This window comes from Brotocaccenecus cirricatena, assembly GCF_020687045.1.
GTDB lineage: Bacteria > Bacillota > Clostridia > Oscillospirales > Oscillospiraceae > Vescimonas > Vescimonas cirricatena.
In genome coordinates, this window is sequence record NZ_JAJEPW010000062.1 from 1 (window position 1) to 15,525 (window position 15,525).

The 15,525-nt window shown below is 64.5% G+C and carries 20 protein-coding genes; 11 read left to right on the forward strand and 9 right to left on the reverse strand.

Annotation, left to right across the window (positions count from 1 at the left end; all coding sequences use genetic code 11):
• On the reverse strand, positions 1-292 hold a 292-nt coding region (locus tag LKD37_RS14330), incomplete at its 3' end, for a hypothetical protein (RefSeq protein WP_302929814.1).
• Positions 293-419: 127 nt separating this feature from the next.
• On the opposite strand from LKD37_RS14330, the gene LKD37_RS14335 reads away from it, so the two are divergent.
• Positions 420-644 carry a helix-turn-helix domain-containing protein gene (locus LKD37_RS14335; RefSeq protein WP_276693440.1) on the forward strand — a complete coding sequence of 75 codons (225 nt, stop codon included), beginning with the start codon at positions 420-422 and terminating at the stop codon, positions 642-644.
• A gap of 224 nt (positions 645-868) precedes the next feature.
• Positions 869-1,588: a hypothetical protein gene (locus tag LKD37_RS14340; protein ID WP_302929815.1), complete on the forward strand. Its 720-nt coding sequence runs from the start codon at positions 869-871 to the stop codon at positions 1,586-1,588.
• Positions 1,589-1,876: 288 nt separating this feature from the next.
• Here the strand turns inward: LKD37_RS14340 and LKD37_RS14345 are convergent, their stop codons facing one another.
• The 3 genes from LKD37_RS14345 to LKD37_RS14355 all read right to left on the reverse strand — a co-directional run bounded on the left by LKD37_RS14345 (position 1,877) and on the right by LKD37_RS14355 (position 5,842).
• The gene (locus LKD37_RS14345) at positions 1,877-3,166 is read right to left on the reverse strand and encodes an HlyC/CorC family transporter (RefSeq protein WP_302929816.1); all 1,290 of its coding nucleotides are present in this window, start codon (positions 3,164-3,166) and stop codon (positions 1,877-1,879) included.
• 203 nt (positions 3,167-3,369) lie between these two features.
• Entirely contained in the window at positions 3,370-4,920 is a 1,551-nt protein-coding gene (gene rny, locus LKD37_RS14350; protein WP_302929817.1) for a ribonuclease Y, read from the reverse strand.
• A gap of 178 nt (positions 4,921-5,098) precedes the next feature.
• Positions 5,099-5,842: an N-acetylmuramoyl-L-alanine amidase gene (locus LKD37_RS14355; protein WP_302929818.1), complete on the reverse strand. Its 744-nt coding sequence runs from the start codon at positions 5,840-5,842 to the stop codon at positions 5,099-5,101.
• A 111-nt stretch (positions 5,843-5,953) separates the two neighbouring features.
• Here LKD37_RS14355 and LKD37_RS14360 point away from each other — a divergent pair, with 111 nt between their 5' ends.
• From LKD37_RS14360 to LKD37_RS14385, 6 genes are read left to right on the forward strand one after another with little or no spacing between them, the layout of a single operon-like run.
• Positions 5,954-7,177, forward strand: a complete 1,224-nt coding sequence (locus tag LKD37_RS14360; RefSeq protein WP_302929819.1) for a class I SAM-dependent rRNA methyltransferase — start codon at positions 5,954-5,956, stop codon at positions 7,175-7,177.
• 23 nt (positions 7,178-7,200) lie between these two features.
• Positions 7,201-7,977, forward strand: a complete 777-nt coding sequence (locus LKD37_RS14365) for a TIGR00282 family metallophosphoesterase (RefSeq protein WP_302929820.1) — start codon at positions 7,201-7,203, stop codon at positions 7,975-7,977.
• A gap of 21 nt (positions 7,978-7,998) precedes the next feature.
• Positions 7,999-8,490, forward strand: coding sequence for a YbaK/EbsC family protein (locus tag LKD37_RS14370; protein ID WP_302929821.1), 492 nt, complete (start codon positions 7,999-8,001; stop codon positions 8,488-8,490).
• Positions 8,483-9,568, forward strand: coding sequence for a metallophosphoesterase family protein (locus LKD37_RS14375; RefSeq protein WP_302929822.1), 1,086 nt, complete (start codon positions 8,483-8,485; stop codon positions 9,566-9,568). Before LKD37_RS14370 ends, LKD37_RS14375 begins: the two co-directional genes overlap by 8 nt.
• Before the next feature lies 1 nt (position 9,569).
• Positions 9,570-10,565, forward strand: a complete 996-nt coding sequence (locus tag LKD37_RS14380; RefSeq protein WP_302929823.1) for an asparaginase — start codon at positions 9,570-9,572, stop codon at positions 10,563-10,565.
• 20 nt (positions 10,566-10,585) lie between these two features.
• Positions 10,586-11,422 carry a bifunctional 5,10-methylenetetrahydrofolate dehydrogenase/5,10-methenyltetrahydrofolate cyclohydrolase gene (locus tag LKD37_RS14385; RefSeq protein WP_302929824.1) on the forward strand — a complete coding sequence of 279 codons (837 nt, stop codon included), beginning with the start codon at positions 10,586-10,588 and terminating at the stop codon, positions 11,420-11,422.
• A 52-nt stretch (positions 11,423-11,474) separates the two neighbouring features.
• Here LKD37_RS14385 and trxA read toward each other — a convergent pair whose 3' ends face one another.
• The 5 genes from trxA to LKD37_RS14410 all read right to left on the reverse strand — a co-directional run bounded on the left by trxA (position 11,475) and on the right by LKD37_RS14410 (position 14,372).
• A complete protein-coding gene (gene trxA, locus LKD37_RS14390) occupies positions 11,475-11,783 on the reverse strand; it encodes a thioredoxin (RefSeq protein WP_302929825.1) in 309 nt (102 codons plus the stop codon).
• A gap of 99 nt (positions 11,784-11,882) precedes the next feature.
• Positions 11,883-12,365, reverse strand: coding sequence for a hypothetical protein (locus LKD37_RS14395; protein ID WP_302929826.1), 483 nt, complete (start codon positions 12,363-12,365; stop codon positions 11,883-11,885).
• 51 nt (positions 12,366-12,416) lie between these two features.
• Positions 12,417-12,953 carry a DUF6512 family protein gene (locus tag LKD37_RS14400; RefSeq protein ID WP_302929827.1) on the reverse strand — a complete coding sequence of 179 codons (537 nt, stop codon included), beginning with the start codon at positions 12,951-12,953 and terminating at the stop codon, positions 12,417-12,419.
• Between the two features lie 5 nt (positions 12,954-12,958).
• On the reverse strand, positions 12,959-13,576 hold the full coding sequence (locus tag LKD37_RS14405; protein ID WP_302929828.1) for a site-2 protease family protein: 618 nt from the start codon (positions 13,574-13,576) through the stop codon (positions 12,959-12,961).
• Positions 13,563-14,372 (reverse strand): M23 family metallopeptidase, encoded by an 810-nt coding sequence (locus LKD37_RS14410; RefSeq protein WP_302929829.1) that lies wholly within the window; start codon positions 14,370-14,372, stop codon positions 13,563-13,565. The genes LKD37_RS14405 and LKD37_RS14410 overlap by 14 nt, the downstream gene beginning before the upstream one ends.
• Positions 14,373-14,396: 24 nt before the next feature.
• On the opposite strand from LKD37_RS14410, the gene LKD37_RS14415 reads away from it, so the two are divergent.
• From LKD37_RS14415 to LKD37_RS14425, 3 genes are read left to right on the forward strand one after another with little or no spacing between them, the layout of a single operon-like run.
• Complete coding sequence (locus LKD37_RS14415) at positions 14,397-14,594, forward strand: hypothetical protein (RefSeq protein ID WP_302929830.1); 198 nt, start codon at positions 14,397-14,399, stop codon at positions 14,592-14,594.
• Positions 14,591-14,917 (forward strand): hypothetical protein, encoded by a 327-nt coding sequence (locus tag LKD37_RS14420; RefSeq protein ID WP_302929831.1) that lies wholly within the window; start codon positions 14,591-14,593, stop codon positions 14,915-14,917. Before LKD37_RS14415 ends, LKD37_RS14420 begins: the two co-directional genes overlap by 4 nt.
• A gap of 36 nt (positions 14,918-14,953) precedes the next feature.
• Positions 14,954-15,475 (forward strand): InlB B-repeat-containing protein, encoded by a 522-nt coding sequence (locus LKD37_RS14425; RefSeq protein ID WP_302929832.1) that lies wholly within the window; start codon positions 14,954-14,956, stop codon positions 15,473-15,475.
• Positions 15,476-15,525: the final 50 nt, after the last annotated feature.

The window sequence follows — 15,525 nt, forward strand, 5'->3', positions numbered from 1 at the left end:
AGACAACGATCTCCTCCGGCAGATTGTTTGACCCGCCGCGAATGGTCTGGATGATCTCCCGGGTCAGGGGGCTGTTGGCGTACTTATCCTCCAGAGACCTTTGCTCTGCTCTTTTTCTTGCAAGAGTCTCCTGTTCTTTTTGTTCGTTTTGTTCTTTTTGTTTTTTCTGCATGGCTTCCAGATAATCCGCCGAGGATGCGTTTCCGCTAGGCGGAGGGTCTTCGTGTAGTGCTCTTGCGATAGCCAGTAGAAGCAATCCTCCGACGCTGGCTATGATAATAACCCAAATCATGTGAATCTCCCCTTATCATTCGATGTGTGGTTTTCTCTGTCTCGATTATATAACATTTTGTTTTATAATGCAATATAACATTTTGTTTTGTCTATACTTTTTTTAGCTTTCATCAGGAGGGAAGAAGATGTATAGACGAATCCGGGATATGCGGGAGGACCACGACCTGTATCAGCGGGACCTGGCCGAATATCTCCAGTGCTCACAGGTCTGCTACTCCAACTATGAAACGGGCAAACGAGACATTCCCACAGAGGTGCTCATTCGGCTGGCAGAGCTATATCACACTAGCACAGACTATCTGCTTTCCCGGACGGACGACCCCAGACCATATCCGCCTGCCGCCAGATAACACTGGCCCAGCTGGTCCAGGAAATGAAATAACCCCATCCCCTCCCGCCGGTCGGAAAGGGGATGGTTTCACTTTTTGCCGGTTTTTCCGCCTCCGGGCACTCCCTCCGTAGGAGGCGGCGTCCCCGGTGCCCCGCGCACAGGGCCAAATTTCATTCTTTTCTTGCCTTATTCTTCCATTTATGATATAAAGGAATTATCAAGAGAGAGAAAAGGAGCGACCCCATGAAGCATATCAAGCGCATCGCCGCCGCAGTGCTGGCCCTGTGTTCCCTGCTGGCGCTGACGGCCTGCGGCGGACTGCAGGAAAAGGTGGAGTCCAAGCTGTGGGAAACCGCCGCCCCCATCCTGGTCCAGGGGAACATGGACCTGCTGTATAAGGGCGTCTGCGACGAGAACTATCTGAAGCTGGTAAACAGCACCCAGGAGGACTGCCTCCCCTATTACGAGGAGAACATGGCCCTCCAGGCCCAGGCCATTATGGCCGCCTTCGAGATCAACGACGTCAACAACAACCAGGCCGACCGCTTTATCGACATCATGAAGCAGGTCTATGCCAAGGCGGACTACACCATCGGCGCCGCCAGCCAGGTGGACGACAGCCACTTCCTGGTGGACGTCACCTTAACGCCCCTGAACTTCCCCGCCCAGGTATACGACAACCTGGGCATCGGTCTGATGACCTTCTTCAACACCTATGGCGAGCTGACCGATGAACAGCTCAACGCCATGTCCGACGAGGAGTACATCCAGTACGAGGAGACCTGGGCCACCGGCATCCACAACGCCTGCCGGGTGTCCGTGAAGGACGGGCCGGACACCCTGGACCCCGTCACCATCCAGATGGCCGTCAGCAAAACCGACGACGGCAAATGGTCCATCGACGACGACTCCATCCTCCGGTTCAACGAGGCCCTGATGTTCTATCCCGAGAGCTTCGAGTAATTGGTACAAATTGCAAAGCAAGTCCCCGGCACCTTGCCAATCTGTCAAAAAGCCTCGCAGAGTTTGCCGCCCGCAGGCGGCAAATCAATTAAGATCATTTTTTGCCGGGGCGTGTACCTGGCAAAAAATACTTCTCAGTCTGCAAGTGTGGAATTTGTTCGCCTATGGAGAACAAATTATACGCGCGGCAGACTGCAAGCCTTTTGTCCAAAATGGGCTTCGCCCATTTTGGATAGAATAGCAAGTCCCCGGCGCAGACGCGCCGGGGACTTGTTATTCTATTCTATGTTATGTGCCGCTGTGGGCGTGGGCCTTTTCCGGCTCCTCCTTCTCCGGCGGCAGGGGCCGCACCCGGATCTCCATGACCCGCCGGTGCTCCACCCGGGTGACGCACACGTCCAGGCCGTCGGCCTGGAACCGGTCGCCTACGTCGGGTACCCGCCCGATCTCCTCCATGACCCAGCCGGACACCGACGAGGCGTCATACTCCTCGCTGGGCTTCATGTCAAACAGGTCGTACAGATCGTCCAGGTCCGCCGAGCAGGCCACCAGATAGCTGCCGTCGGACTGCTTGCGGAACTCCTCGATGACCTCGTCGTGCTCATCCCATATCTCGCCCACCAGCTCCTCCATGATGTCCTCCATGGTGACGATGCCCTGGGTGCCGCCGTATTCGTCCACCACCACCGCCATATGGACCTTGTTCTGCTGCAGCTGCCGCAGCAGGTCCGATATCCGGGCGGTTTCCGTGGTGTACAGCACGGAGCTCTTCAGCTCCGACAGGCGCTTGACGCCCCGGCAATAGGCGGCGTAGAAGTCCTTCTCGTGCAGGACACCGATGATATTGTCAATACTGTCGTGATAGATCGGCAGCCGGGAGAACCCGCTGTCTGCGTACATGGCCGCCGCCTCCTCCATGGTAGCGGTGTCCGCCAGGGCCTCCAGGTCCACCCGGGGGGTGAGGATCTCGGAAACCTCCATGTCGTTGAACTCGATGGCGTTGCGGATGAGATCGCTTTCGTGCTGGTCCAGGCTTCCCTCGGTTTCGGCCTGGTCCACCATGCCCATCAGCTCCTCCTCGGTGATGCCGTCGTCGTCCTGGTGCCGCAGCAGCACCCGCAGCAGCTTCTTCCACTGGGTGAACAGGAAGTTCACCGGCGTCAGCACCACCGCCATCACCCGCAGCAGCGGCGTGGCGACGATGGCCCAGGCCTCCGGCCGCTCCTTGGCCAGACTCTTGGGGGTCACCTCGCCAAAGATCAGGATCACGATGGTCAGCACCGTGGCGGACACCGTGGGGCCCTTCCCCGGGCCGATGAGCTGGATAAACAGCACGGCGCCGATGGTGGTGGCCACGTTGTTGACGATGTTGTTGCCGATGAGGAGGGTGGAGAGCAGCCGGTCGAAATCGGCTGCCAGGGCCAGGGTCCGGGCGGCGCGCTTGTCGCCGTCGTCGGCCCGGGTTTTCAGGCGGATGCGGTTCAGGGATGTAAAAGCGGTCTCCGTGGCGGAGAAGTAGGCGGATAGGGCGACCAGCGCCACCAGCGCCGCCAGCATTGCGACAGTACTACTGTCCATAGAAAGGTTACCAACTCAGCTTTCTGTAATGAAATTTCAGGCAGGTTTACAGCCTGATGGTTCAGTATATCATATTCCGGTCCTTTATGCAACAAATTCCTTTGAATTAACGGCCTCTCCCCGGCATTTCCGGAATCTTTATGGCTGCTTAACGAAAATCAGACCGCAGAGCGGGGAACTCTGCGGCCTGATCAGCGGTGTATTTACTTGGCGTATTCCACGACCTTGGTTTCCCGCAGGACATGGACCTTGATCTGTCCGGGGTACTCCAGCTCGTTTTCGATGCGCTTGGCAAGCTCCCGGGCCAGAATGACCATCTGGTCCTCGGATACCTGCTCGGGCTTCACCATCACGCGGACCTCGCGGCCGGCCTGGATGGCGTAGCTCTTTTCCACGCCGGGATAGCTGCCGGTGATCTCCTCCAGCTTCTCCAGGCGCTTGATATAGTTCTCCAGATTCTCCCGCCGGGCGCCGGGGCGCGCAGCGGAAATGGCGTCGGCCGCCTGGACCAGGCAGGCCACCAGGGTCTTGCACTCCACGTCGTTGTGGTGTGCCTGGATGGCGTGGATGATGTCCTCCTTCTCCCGGTACTTCCGGCAGAACTCCACGCCCAGGGCCACATGGGTGCCCTCCATCTCGTGGTCCACGGCCTTGCCGATATCGTGCAGCAGGCCCGCCCGCTTGGCGGCCTGCACATCGGCCCCCAGCTCCGCGGCCATGAGGCCGGCGATGTGGCTGACCTCGATGGAATGCTGCAGCACGTTCTGACCATAGCTGGTGCGGTAGCGCAGGCGGCCCAGCATCTTCTGCAGCTCCGGGTGCAGGCCCCGGACGCCGGTTTCCAGCACGGCGCGCTCGCCCTCGGCCCGGATGGTGGCCTCCACCTCCCGGCGGGCCTTCTCCACCATCTCCTCAATGTGGGTGGGGTGGATGCGGCCGTCGGCAATGAGCTTTTCCAGAGCCAGCCGGGCGATCTCCCGCCGGACGGGCTCGAAGCAGGAGACCGTAATGGCCTCCGGTGTGTCGTCGATGATCAGGTCCGCCCCGGTCAGGGTCTCCAGGGTGCGGATGTTGCGGCCCTCGCGGCCGATGATGCGGCCTTTCATCTCGTCATTGGGCAGGGGAACCACACTGACGGTGATCTCGGCCACATGGTCGGCGGCGCAGCGCTGGATGGCGGTGGCCACGATTTCCCGGGCGCGGCTGTCGGCCTCGTCCTTGGCCCGGGCCTCGATCTCCTTGATTTTCAGGGCCGTTTCGTGGGTCACTTCGGACTCCACCTGGGCGATAAGGTAATCCTTGGCCTGGTCGGCGGTGAAGCCGGAGATGCGCTCCAGCATCTCGGTCTGGCTGCGCTTGATGATCTGAATTTCTTCGTTTGCCTTGTCGGCGGCGGCATGCTTGGCTGCCAGCGCCTCCTCTTTCTTCTCGATGGCGTCCATCTTGTGATCGAGGTTTTCTTCCTTTTGCTGCAGGCGCCGCTCCTGCTTCTGCAGGTCGGCCCGCCGCTCCTTCACTTCCTTCTCGTACTCGCTGCGGGACTTCAGAATCTCTTCCTTGGCCTCCACAAGGGCCTCTCTTTTCTTGCTTTCAGAGCTCTTGATGGCTTCGTTGATGATGCGGGTGGCCTCCTCCTCCGCGCTGGAGATCTCCTTTTCGGCCACGCGCTTGCGATAGCGAATACCGAGGAGGAAAAACAGCACTGCCGCCGCAACAAAGGCGGCCGCCGCCACGATCCAACCGGTAGGTGTCATGGTTGGTGTTCCTCCTATTCATAATTTGTGTATGCAAACGGATGACTCCGTTCCTGGCAGATAATAACCGGGAGAATCCCCTGTCCCCCCGATGATAATCTTCATTAATTTTAATCGGATTGCACAAAACTGTCAAGAGCATATTCGCATGTTCCCTGCTATTTTTTCGCTCAGGTGTCTAAATCTGCACATATGGGGCGCTGACGTAGCCCAGAATGTCGTCATACAGCACCACATACCACCCCCGGTACTGGCCGAACACCGTCACCGTCTCCCCGCTGGGGATCCGGGCCAGCACCTGCCCCGACACCGACGGCTCCCCCCGCAGGTTCACCGGCCCGCCGGACTCCGTGGCGATGACGCCGGGCTGGCTGGGGCCGGGATAGGTGAAGGGCAGGCCGAAATACTCCGCCATGCTCATGGCCAGGCTCTGGCCGATGGCGTCGATGTGGCTTTCGATCCAGCGGGCGTCGGCCTCATTGTCGTGATACCCGATCTCCACCAGCACCGCCGGGGCCCGGGGCTGGCGCACCTCCCCCAGGCTGGTGGTGGACCGGGTCACCACCCGCTCCGGCAGGGGGTAAATCTCCTGCAGATTCCGGGCGATGATCTCCGCCCCCCGGCGGCCGTTCCGGCTGGTGGGGTAATAAAAGGCGATGATCCCCCGGTTCTGCCCCTCGCTGCCGGGGCCGGAGGCGTTGGAGTGCAGAGCCAGGTAAAAGTCGTAGTCCCCGCGGTTTGCCTGGCGAATGGAGGACGCGGCGGTCATATCCGGGGTGTTCCGGGAAAACTGGATGCCGTTGGCCAGCAGATACGGCTCCATGGCGTCGGCCACCAGATTCATGAAATATTCCTCCGACCCATTCCCGGTGACATAGGGGTTATATTCCTGGGTGGAAGGACTCAGATAAATTTTCGGCATGGGCATTCTCCTTTCCTGGTCATTCTATGCCAAAATACCGGCTCTGCGCACTGGTAATTCCCCGGCGCATGTGATACAATGGTTCCATACGACAAAAGGACGGTGCCCATTATGAAAGCTGAACGACCCTATCCCCAGATCGCCATCACTCCCAAGGGGGAGGCGGCCCTGACCGGCGGCCATCCCTGGGTGTACGAGGGGGAGGTCACCTCCGTTTCCGGCGCGCCTGCCGACGGCGACCTGGTGGACGTGGTAAGCCGCCGGGGCAGCTGGCTGGGCGCCGGATTTTACAACAGCCGCTCCCTGATCCGGGTGCGGCTTCTGTCCCGCAACCCCAACGACCGGTTCGACCCGGACTTCTGGGCCCGGCGGGTGAAATACGCCTGGGACTACCGCAAGACCGTCATGGCCCCGGAGGAGCTGACCTGCTGCCGGGTGATCTTCGGCGAGGCGGACCATTTCCCGGGCCTGACTGTGGACCGCTTTGGCCCGGTGCTGGTGGCCCAGGTGCTGTGCCTGGGGCTGGACCGGGTGAAGGACGTGATCTTCTCCCAGCTGGTCCGGGTCCTGCGGGCCGACGGCCAGGACATCGCCGGGATATATGAGCGCAACGACGTTGCCCTGCGGGACAAGGAGGGCATGGCCCAGGGCAAGGGCTGGTATCCCCTGGCCGGGGAGCCTCTGCCGGACTTCACCCGCACGGACATTGTGGAAAACGGCATCCGCTACACCGTGGACTTTGAAAACGGCCAGAAAACCGGCTTCTTCCTGGACCAGAAGTACAACCGCCAGGCGGTGGCCCGGCTGGCCCGGGGCAAAACGGTGCTGGACTGCTTCACCCACACCGGCTCCTTCGCCCTGAACGCCGCCCGGGGCGGCGCGGCCCGCGTCACCGCCGTGGACGTGTCGGAGTTCGCCGTGGAATGTGCCCGGGAAAACGCGGCGCGCAACGGCCTGTCCCAGGTGGTGGACTGCGTGGCCGCCAACGTGTTCGACCTGCTGCCCCAATTGCAGAAGGGGCAGTATGACTTCATCATCCTGGACCCTCCGGCCTTCACCAAAAGCCGCCAGACCACCCGGCGGGCCATGGCCGGATATAAGGAGATCAACTACCGGGCCATGCGGCTGCTGCCCCGGGGCGGATACCTGGCCACCTGCTCGTGCAGTCACTTCGCCACCGAGGAGCTGTTCCGGAAAATGCTCCACGCCGCCGCCCGGGACGCCGGGGTCCAGCTGCGGCAGATCGAGGCCCGGCAGCAGTCCGCCGACCACCCCATCCTCTGGGGCGTGGAGGAGACCAGCTATCTGAAATTCTACCTGTTCCAGGTGGTATAAAGTGGTATAAAAAGGAGAAAAACATGGAATTTCGCGTTTTGGCCATCGGCGACGTCACCAGCGAGGAGGGTACCGCCCACCTGCGCCGCCATCTGCCGGGCTTTAAAAAAATGAAGGGCGTGGACTTCACCGTTATCAACGGCGAGAACATCTCCGGCACCGGCCTGACCCCCCAGCAGGCCGACGACCTGTTTGCCGCCGGGGCCGACGTCATCACCCTGGGCAACCACACCTGGGGCAAAATGCAGATCACCGATTATCTGGAGGAGAACCGCTACATTCTCCGCCCTGCCAACTTCTCCCCCCGCACTCCGGGCCGGGGCTACGGGGTCTATGACCTGGGCCGGGTGCAGGTGGCGGTGATGGTGCTCATCGGCCGGTGCGACCTGGCCTGGGGCAGCGACAACCCCTTCACCACGGCGGACCGCCTGCTGAAGGCCGGGGACAAGCCCACCTTCACCCTGGTGGACTTTCACGCCCAGGCCACCAGCGAGAAGCTAGCCATGGCCTATTATCTGGACGGCCGGGTCTCCGCCCTGTGGGGCACCCACACCCATGTGCCCACCGCCGATGAGCGGGTGTTCCCCCAGGGCACCGGCTATATCACGGACCTGGGCATGACCGGTGCGGTGGAGTCCGTTCTGGGCATCCGCCCGGACCAGTCGGTGGAGTCGTTTCTGGGGGGCCTGCCGGGCCGCTACCGCCCGGCGGAGGGGCCCTGCAAGGCCCAGGGAGCCCTGTTCACCCTGGACAGCGCCACCGGTCTGTGCACCGCCGTGGAGCGGGTGGACATCCGATAAATACAGAGGAGGAACCGTATCATGTCTGTGGAAAAAGTCCGGGCCTATCTGGAGCATTTCGGCGTGTCGGACCGCATCCGGGAGTTCGATGTGTCCAGCGCCACCGTGGAGCTGGCCGCCGTGGCCGTGGGGGTGGAGCCCGCCCGCATCGCCAAGACCCTGAGCTTCAAGCTGGGGGAGGACCCCATTCTGGTGGTGGCCGCCGGCGACGCCAAGATCGACAACAGCAAGTATAAGCACCTTTTCGGCATGAAGGCCAAAATGCTCACCCCGGAGGAGGCGGTGGAGCGCATCGGCCACGCCGTAGGCGGTGTGTGCCCCTTCGCCCTGCCGGAGGACGTGAAAACCTACCTGGATCTGTCCCTGCGGCGGTTTGACACGGTGTTTCCCGCCGTGGGCAGCGCCGCCAGCGCCATCGAGCTGACCTGTGACCAGCTGGAGCGCTGCTGCGGGACCAATTTTGTCTCCTGGGTGGACGTGTGCAAGGGCTGGCAGGAGGAGACGGATGGCTAAGGTGCTTCATGCGGCGGATTTCCACCTGGACAGTGCCTTCCGCTCCCTGCCGGAGGAGCAGGCCCGTCTGCGGCGGCAGGAGAGCCGGGAGCTGCCCGGCCGCCTGGTGGACTGGGCCAACGACCACGGAGCCCAGCTGATGCTGCTGGCCGGGGACCTGTTCGACTCCGACCGGCTGTACAGTCAGACGGCCCAGATGCTGGCCCAGGCCCTGTCCCGCTTTCGGGGCACGGTGGTCATCGCACCGGGAAATCACGACTGGCTCTCCGCCGCCAGTCCCTACCGCCAGCCCATCTGGCCGGAGAATGTCCGCATCTTCCTGGGCCGGGGCATGGAGCGCCTGGTGCTGCCGGAGCTGGGCTGCACCGTATACGGCGCGGCCTTCACCGCCCCGGAGGAGGCGGAAAGCGGCCTGCGGGGCTTTTATGCCCAGCCTGACGGCAGCGCCCGCATCATGGTCCTCCACGGGGACGTGGGCAGCCGGGAGGGCCGCTACCGCCCCATCGCCCCGGAGGAGATCGCCTCCACGGGCCTGGACTATCTGGCCCTGGGCCATGTCCACGCCCCCTCGGCCATGAACCGGGCCGGGAGCACCGTGTGGGCCTATCCCGGCTGTCCCCAGGGCCGGGGCTTTGACGAGACCGGCGACCGGGGCTTCCTGTTCGGCGACGTGGAGCCGGGCCGGGTGGATATGCAGTTTGTCCCCTTTGCCCGCCGCCGCTATGAGATCCTCACCGTGGACGTGTCCCAGGGGGACGCCCTGGAGGCCATCCGCCGCCGTCTGCCGCCGGACACCTCCCAGGACATCTACCGCATCCGCCTGACCGGCGAAACGGCGGAGCCGCTGACCCTGCCCGCCCTGGAGCAGGCCCTGTCCGGCGGCTTCTTCCAGCTGGAGCTGGCGGACGACACCCGGCTGCGCCGGGACCTGTGGGACCGCTGCGGCGATGATACCCTGCGGGGCCTGTTTCTGCGCCGGCTGCGCCAGGAATATGACGCCGCCGACCCCCGGCGGCAGAAGGAAATCGAGCAGGCGGTGCGCTTCGGCCTGGCCGCCATGGACAACAAGGAGCTTTGATATGAAAAACATCCTCATGATCGGCACCGGCGGCACCATCGCCTCCGGCCAGACGGCGGAGGGTCTTGCTCCCGAGCTGGACCCCAGCCGCCTTTTGCAGGATACACCCCGGGTGGCCCAGCTGTGCCGGGTGGACTGCCTGCAGCTGTACAGCCTGGACAGCACCAACATCCGCCCCTGTCACTGGCTGGGCCTGGCCCGGGCCATCCGGGAGCGGTACGACCAGTATGACGGCTTCGTCATCAGCCACGGCACCGACACCATGGCCTACACGGCGGCGGCCCTGAGCTATCTCATCCAGGACTGTCCCAAGCCCATCGTCCTCACCGGGGCCCAGAAGCCCATCTGGTACGACGGCACCGACTCCAAGCGCAACCTCACCGACGCGTTCCTGTATGCCTGCCGGGGCTGCGGCGGGGTGCAGATCGTGTTCAACGGCAAGGTCATTCTGGGCACCCGTGCCCGCAAGACCTTCTCCAAGAGCTTCCAGGCCTTTTCCAGCGTCAACTATCCGGAGCTGGCCCTGATCCAGGACGAGCGCCTGCTGCAATATATCACCACCGGCAGCCGCCCCGCCCCCCGGTTTTACGATGCCCTGGACGGCAGTGTGGGCCTGCTGAAGCTGATTCCCGGCACCCGGCGGGAGCTGCTGGCCTTTATGGCCGATCACTATGACGGCCTGGTCATCGAAGGCTTCGGCGTAGGCGGCCTGCCGGAATACGACGGGTTTTACGATGTGGTCCGCCAGGCGGCGGAGGCGGGCAAGCTCATCGTCATGACCACCCAGGTGCCCAACGAGGGCAGCGACCTGACGGTATACCATGTGGGCGGCCACCTGAAGCACACCCTCCAGGTGCTGGAAGCCTATGACATGACCACCGAGTCCGCTGTGTGCAAGCTCATGTGGATCCTGGGCCAGACCCGGGACTTCGCCCAGGCGGAAAAGCTGTTCTACACCCCGGTCTCCCGGGACATTCTCCGGTTTTCCGGGGAATAAGCGAAGCGAGGTGAACCCCTATGGCTGAATTTCTGCCGGGCGCTCCCGTGGCGGAGCGCCTGACCCAGGACCTGAAAGCCCGGTCCGACGCCCTGCGGCAGCGGGGCGTGGTCCCCACCCTGGCCATCATCCGGGTGGGCCGGGACCCCGGCGGCCTGGCCTATGAAAAGGGCGCAGCCTCCCGCTGCGCCAAGTGCGGCATCGACCTGCGCCGCATCCCCCTGGATGACGCCGCCTCCCTGCCGGAGGTCATCCGATCCGTGAACGACGATCCCGCCATCCACGGCTGCCTGCTGCTGCGTCCCCTGGCGGACAAGGCGGCGGAGGAAGCCGCCGGGCGGCTTCTGTCCCCGGACAAGGACGTGGACGGCATGACCCCCGGCTCCCTGGCGGGACTGCTGACCGGCCGGGGCGGCTTCGCCCCCTGCACGGCCCAGGCCTGCCTGGAGCTGCTGGACTATTACGGCGTGGACCCGGCGGGCCGCCGGGCGGTGGTCATCGGCCGCAGCCTGGTGGTGGGGCAGCCCGCCGCCCTGCTGCTCCAGCGCCGCAACGCCACCGTTACCGTGTGCCACACCGGCACCCGCCATATCCCGGCCCTGTCCCGGGACGCGGACATCGTCATTGCCGCCGCCGGACGGCCGGGCCTCATCACGGTGGACTGTCTCCGTCCGGGGCAGACGGTGCTGGACGTGGGCGTCCATCCCGGGCCGGACGGAACCCTCTGCGGCGATGTGGCGGCGGAGGCCGCCGGACTGGACGTGGCCCTGACCCCGGTTCCCGGCGGCGTAGGCTCCGTCACCTCCGCCGTCCTCTGCAAGCACACCATCCAGGCGGCGGAAAACACACGGCTATAACAAAATACAGGGACCTGCGAAAATCGCAGGTCCCTGTATTTTGCTTTTGCGTTTATTTCACCAGGTCCAGGATCTCCTGGGGCGATACCAGGCCCACGGACCGGTCCGCCATCTGGCCGCCCTTGAACACCAGCAGGGTGGGGATGCTCTCGATGCCGTACTGCAAAGCCAGGTCCCGGTTTTCGTCCACGTCCACCTTGACGATCTTCAGCTCCGGGTGCTGGCCGGACAGCTCCTCCAGAATCGGGGCCAGCATCCGGCAGGGGCCGCACCAGGTGGCCCAGAAGTCCACCAGCACCGTGCCGCTATCCTGCAGGACCTCCCGGTCAAATTCGCTCTCGTTCACATGCAAAATCGCCATATGCAGCGCCTCCTCGTTTGGTATAGTCGTATTATAACAGGTTTCGCGCCGCATTTCTGCGGCATATGCAACAGTTGGTCAAAAAAATCACAAAGTTTTTCAGAAAGGGATGGTCCCCATGGCCGCAGCCGCCGGGTCGGCAAAGGGCCCGATGTCCGGAGCGCCCACCGTCAGCAGGAGATAGGCGATCCCCACCAGGATGGCCAGCACATACCACACCAGCTCCCCGCCGGGGACCCGCCGGGACAGCACCGTGCCGTGGAGGGTCAGTCCCCCGGCCAGCACCAGGCTCCACAGCCGCAGCCACCGGCCCGGCAGCAGCCAGCACAGCCCCGCCATGCACAGGGGCATCGCCGCCAGCAGCAGGCAGTGCCCGCCCCGGCAGCCCCCCTCTGGGCCCAGCCGCCAGATCACCAGAGCCGCCGGAAGATACGGCCAGAACAGCAGCTTCCCCATTTCCCAGGGACTGCCGTTGGCCGGAGCCAGCAGGGCCGTCAGCGGACACGGAAAGGTCCTGTGCAGCAGCCACAGCGCCGCCGCCGCTGCCGCCGCCGTGAAAAATCCCAGGATATAGCGCCTCAATTTCCCCCACCTCCGGCCCTACCCTATGCGCCGGGGCGGGGGAAAAGAACCCTATCGGATTCCCCGCAGGCCCGTCTCCGGGTCCGCGAACAGCGGCAGGTCTGGCGGGGCGAAGGTCCATAGGATAAACGCCGCCCATACCGCTGCCAGCACCGCCGCCCCGGCCACTTGCCACACCGGGGACGCCAGGGCCCGGCGGCGCAGCATGGCCCAGGTCACCCAGAAGCCCAGCAGCACGGCTATCTGGAAAATGGCCACGTCCAGCCACATGATGTCCCGGCCCAGAACCCCCTGATACCCGTAAAACAGCAGCGGGATAGCCGCCAGCCCTGCCAGCAGGCCCGCCGCCCGGGCCGTCAGCACCGGCAGGCCGGTGCGCCGCAGGGCGGCAAACTCCACGATGCTCCACAGGACCCAGGGGGTGGTCAGCAGCTTCATATGCTCCCAGGTGGACTCGTTGACGGAGGCCAAGGCCCCCACCACCGGGCTTTGCCCGGACCAATCATATATAAAGTGCAGCAGATTCCCCGCCGCCAGCACGAATATCAGCCCCAGGACCTCCCAGGTGCGCCATTTTCTGTCGCTCATGCGCTTCACCTTCCTTTATGGGAAGCATAGACCGATCTCCGCCGTTTTATACACGGCGCCGCCGCGCAGACCAGCAGAGCCGCCGCCGTCCACAGCAGAAAGGGACTGCGCCGGGCCAGGGCCGCACCGGCAACGGTCAGCAGGCCCGCCGCCGCCAGGCTGACGGCCTGGGTCACCCGATCCGCCAGAAACGGGTCCGTCCCCCAGCACAGGGCCAGCCACAGCATCCGCCCGCCGTCCAGAGGCAGGATGGGCAGCAGGTTGAAGCAGCCCAGCACCGCCTGGGCCCCGGCCAGCAGATACAGCGGCTCCCCCCACCGGCCCAGAAGTCCCAGCGCCGCCGCCAGCACCAGATTCACCGCCGGTCCGGCGGCGGCCGCCAGCAGCTCGCCGCCGTAGCTCATCCGCCCCGCCACCTGCATCTCCGCCCCCAGGGCGGAGATGCGCACTGCCCGGACCCAGCCGCCCCGGCGGCGCAGGGCGGCATAGTGGCCCAGCTCGTGGCACAGAGCCGCCAGCAGCACCGCCCCCAGCACCTCCGGCGACGACAGCCACACAAATACCGCCAACAGCGCCGGGGCCCCCGGCGACACCCGGATCCGGGTCCGCTCAGGGGGCCGCATAGTAATAGATGGGATTCACATACACCCCGTCTTTCATCAGTTCGAAGTGCAGATGGGGCCCGGTGGCGTTGCCGGTGTGGCCCACCTCCGCGATGGGGTCCCCGGGCCGCACCTGCTGGCCGGAGGAGGCGTTGATGCGGCTGCAATGGGCATACAGGGTGACAAAGCCCCCGGGGTGCTGCACCGTCACATAATTGCCCAGCTCCGCGCTGTCTCCCACCGCCGTGACGGTCCCGGCGGCAAAGGCCGTGATCACCGCCCCCTCATCGGCGGCGATGTCCAGGCCGTAGTGGAACTGCTGCCCGCCGCCGTTGGGGTCCTGTCGATAGCCGAACCGGTCCGTCACCGGCCCGGTCAGCGGATTGGCATAGGCAAAGCCCAGCACCTGCTGGGTCAGACACACGTCCCCGGGGGTGTTCTCCGCCGTATAGGCCGCCGGGTCCGCCGCGTCCTGGGGGACCGTGCCCCCGGTATCCTGGGGGCCGAACACCGCCGTGTAGGCGTCGTTCAGCGCCTTCCCCACGGCGCCCTGGCCGGATACCGCCCGGCCCACGGCGGAAAACGCCGCCCGGAAGTCCGTCTGCCCGGCCATCAGGTTCAGCAGCCTGTCCCGGTACCGGTCCATAGCCGACGGGGCCGTGATCTTCACCACCACCACCGCCAGCAGCAGCACCGCACTGACGGCCAGCTGGGCCAGGCGGCGGTCCCCCCGCCGGGAGGCGGGCTGCTCCCGCTTGCCCCGGGGCGGAGGCGGCGGCGTCCGGCGCCGCCGGGCGGGCCGCGGTCTGTCTGTCATAGCGCATTCCCCCTTTTTGGTGCAGTGTATGCCCCCGGCGGCAGGGATAGAACCGAAAACCGCGTCAACCTCAGCCTGCTGGCCGGAACCATCGCCAATCCCGCCGACGGCACCATCTCCGGCGTCGCGCCCCAGGCGCAGCTGGTGGTCATGAAGGTCTTCGGCGACAACTCCACCGGCGCGGCAGAGGACGACATCCTGGCCGCCCTGGAGGACTCGTGAAGCTGGGCGTGGACGCCGTGAACCTGAGCCTGGGCTCCCCGGCGGGCTTCACCAGCCGCCCGGACATGCTGTCCACCATGAACGTGTACTCCAACCTGGAGAAGGCGGGCATTGTGGTGGCCGCCGCAGGTAATGAGTACACCGCCGCCTACAAGAACCTGTGGGAGAACGACAACTGCAAGGCCCTGGAGCAGGTGTACTTCCTGGGCAATCCCCCGGAGAATGTCAGCACCAGGATGTTCGTCAGCAAGGTGGCGGACATGACCGTGTACTATGACGCGGCCCTGGCCGCTCAGTGGGCCCCGGAGGGTGAAACCACCTGATGCGGCTATCCCCTCGCCGCCACCATCTTCCACAAGGTGGTCCACAAGGATATCAACCACGAGACCCTGCTGGAGCAGTATGTGGCCGACGGCCAGAGCGTGGGCGCTGTCAGCAGCCACACCTTCAGCAAGCTGACCACCGGCCACACCATCCGGGCCGAGTTCGAGCCCATCACCTTCACCGTCACCTTCGTGGACGGCATCACCGGCGAGACTCTGGACACCCAGACCGTGGCCTACGGCAAGGACGCCGCTGCCCCCCAGGCTCCCCAGCACGAGGGCTATACCTTCTCCGGCTGGGACGCTGCCTTCACCAACGTCCGCAGCGACCTGACTGTCACCGCTCAGTATGACAAGAACAGCGAGCCCACCACTCCGGACCAGCCTGAGCCCGGCCAGCCCGATCAGCCGGACCAGCCCGACCAGCCGGACGACGGCAAGCAGGACGACAAGCCCACCACCGGCGACAGCTTCTCTGCCGGTTGGCTGGCCCTGACCCTGTTCAGCGGCGCTACGGCCGCCTACATGGTCCTCCTGCGCAGAAAGAAAGCTGACTGATTTCCTTTCCCCCTATAGGCAGAACCCCCGCAGCCGGTGGGCTGCGGGGG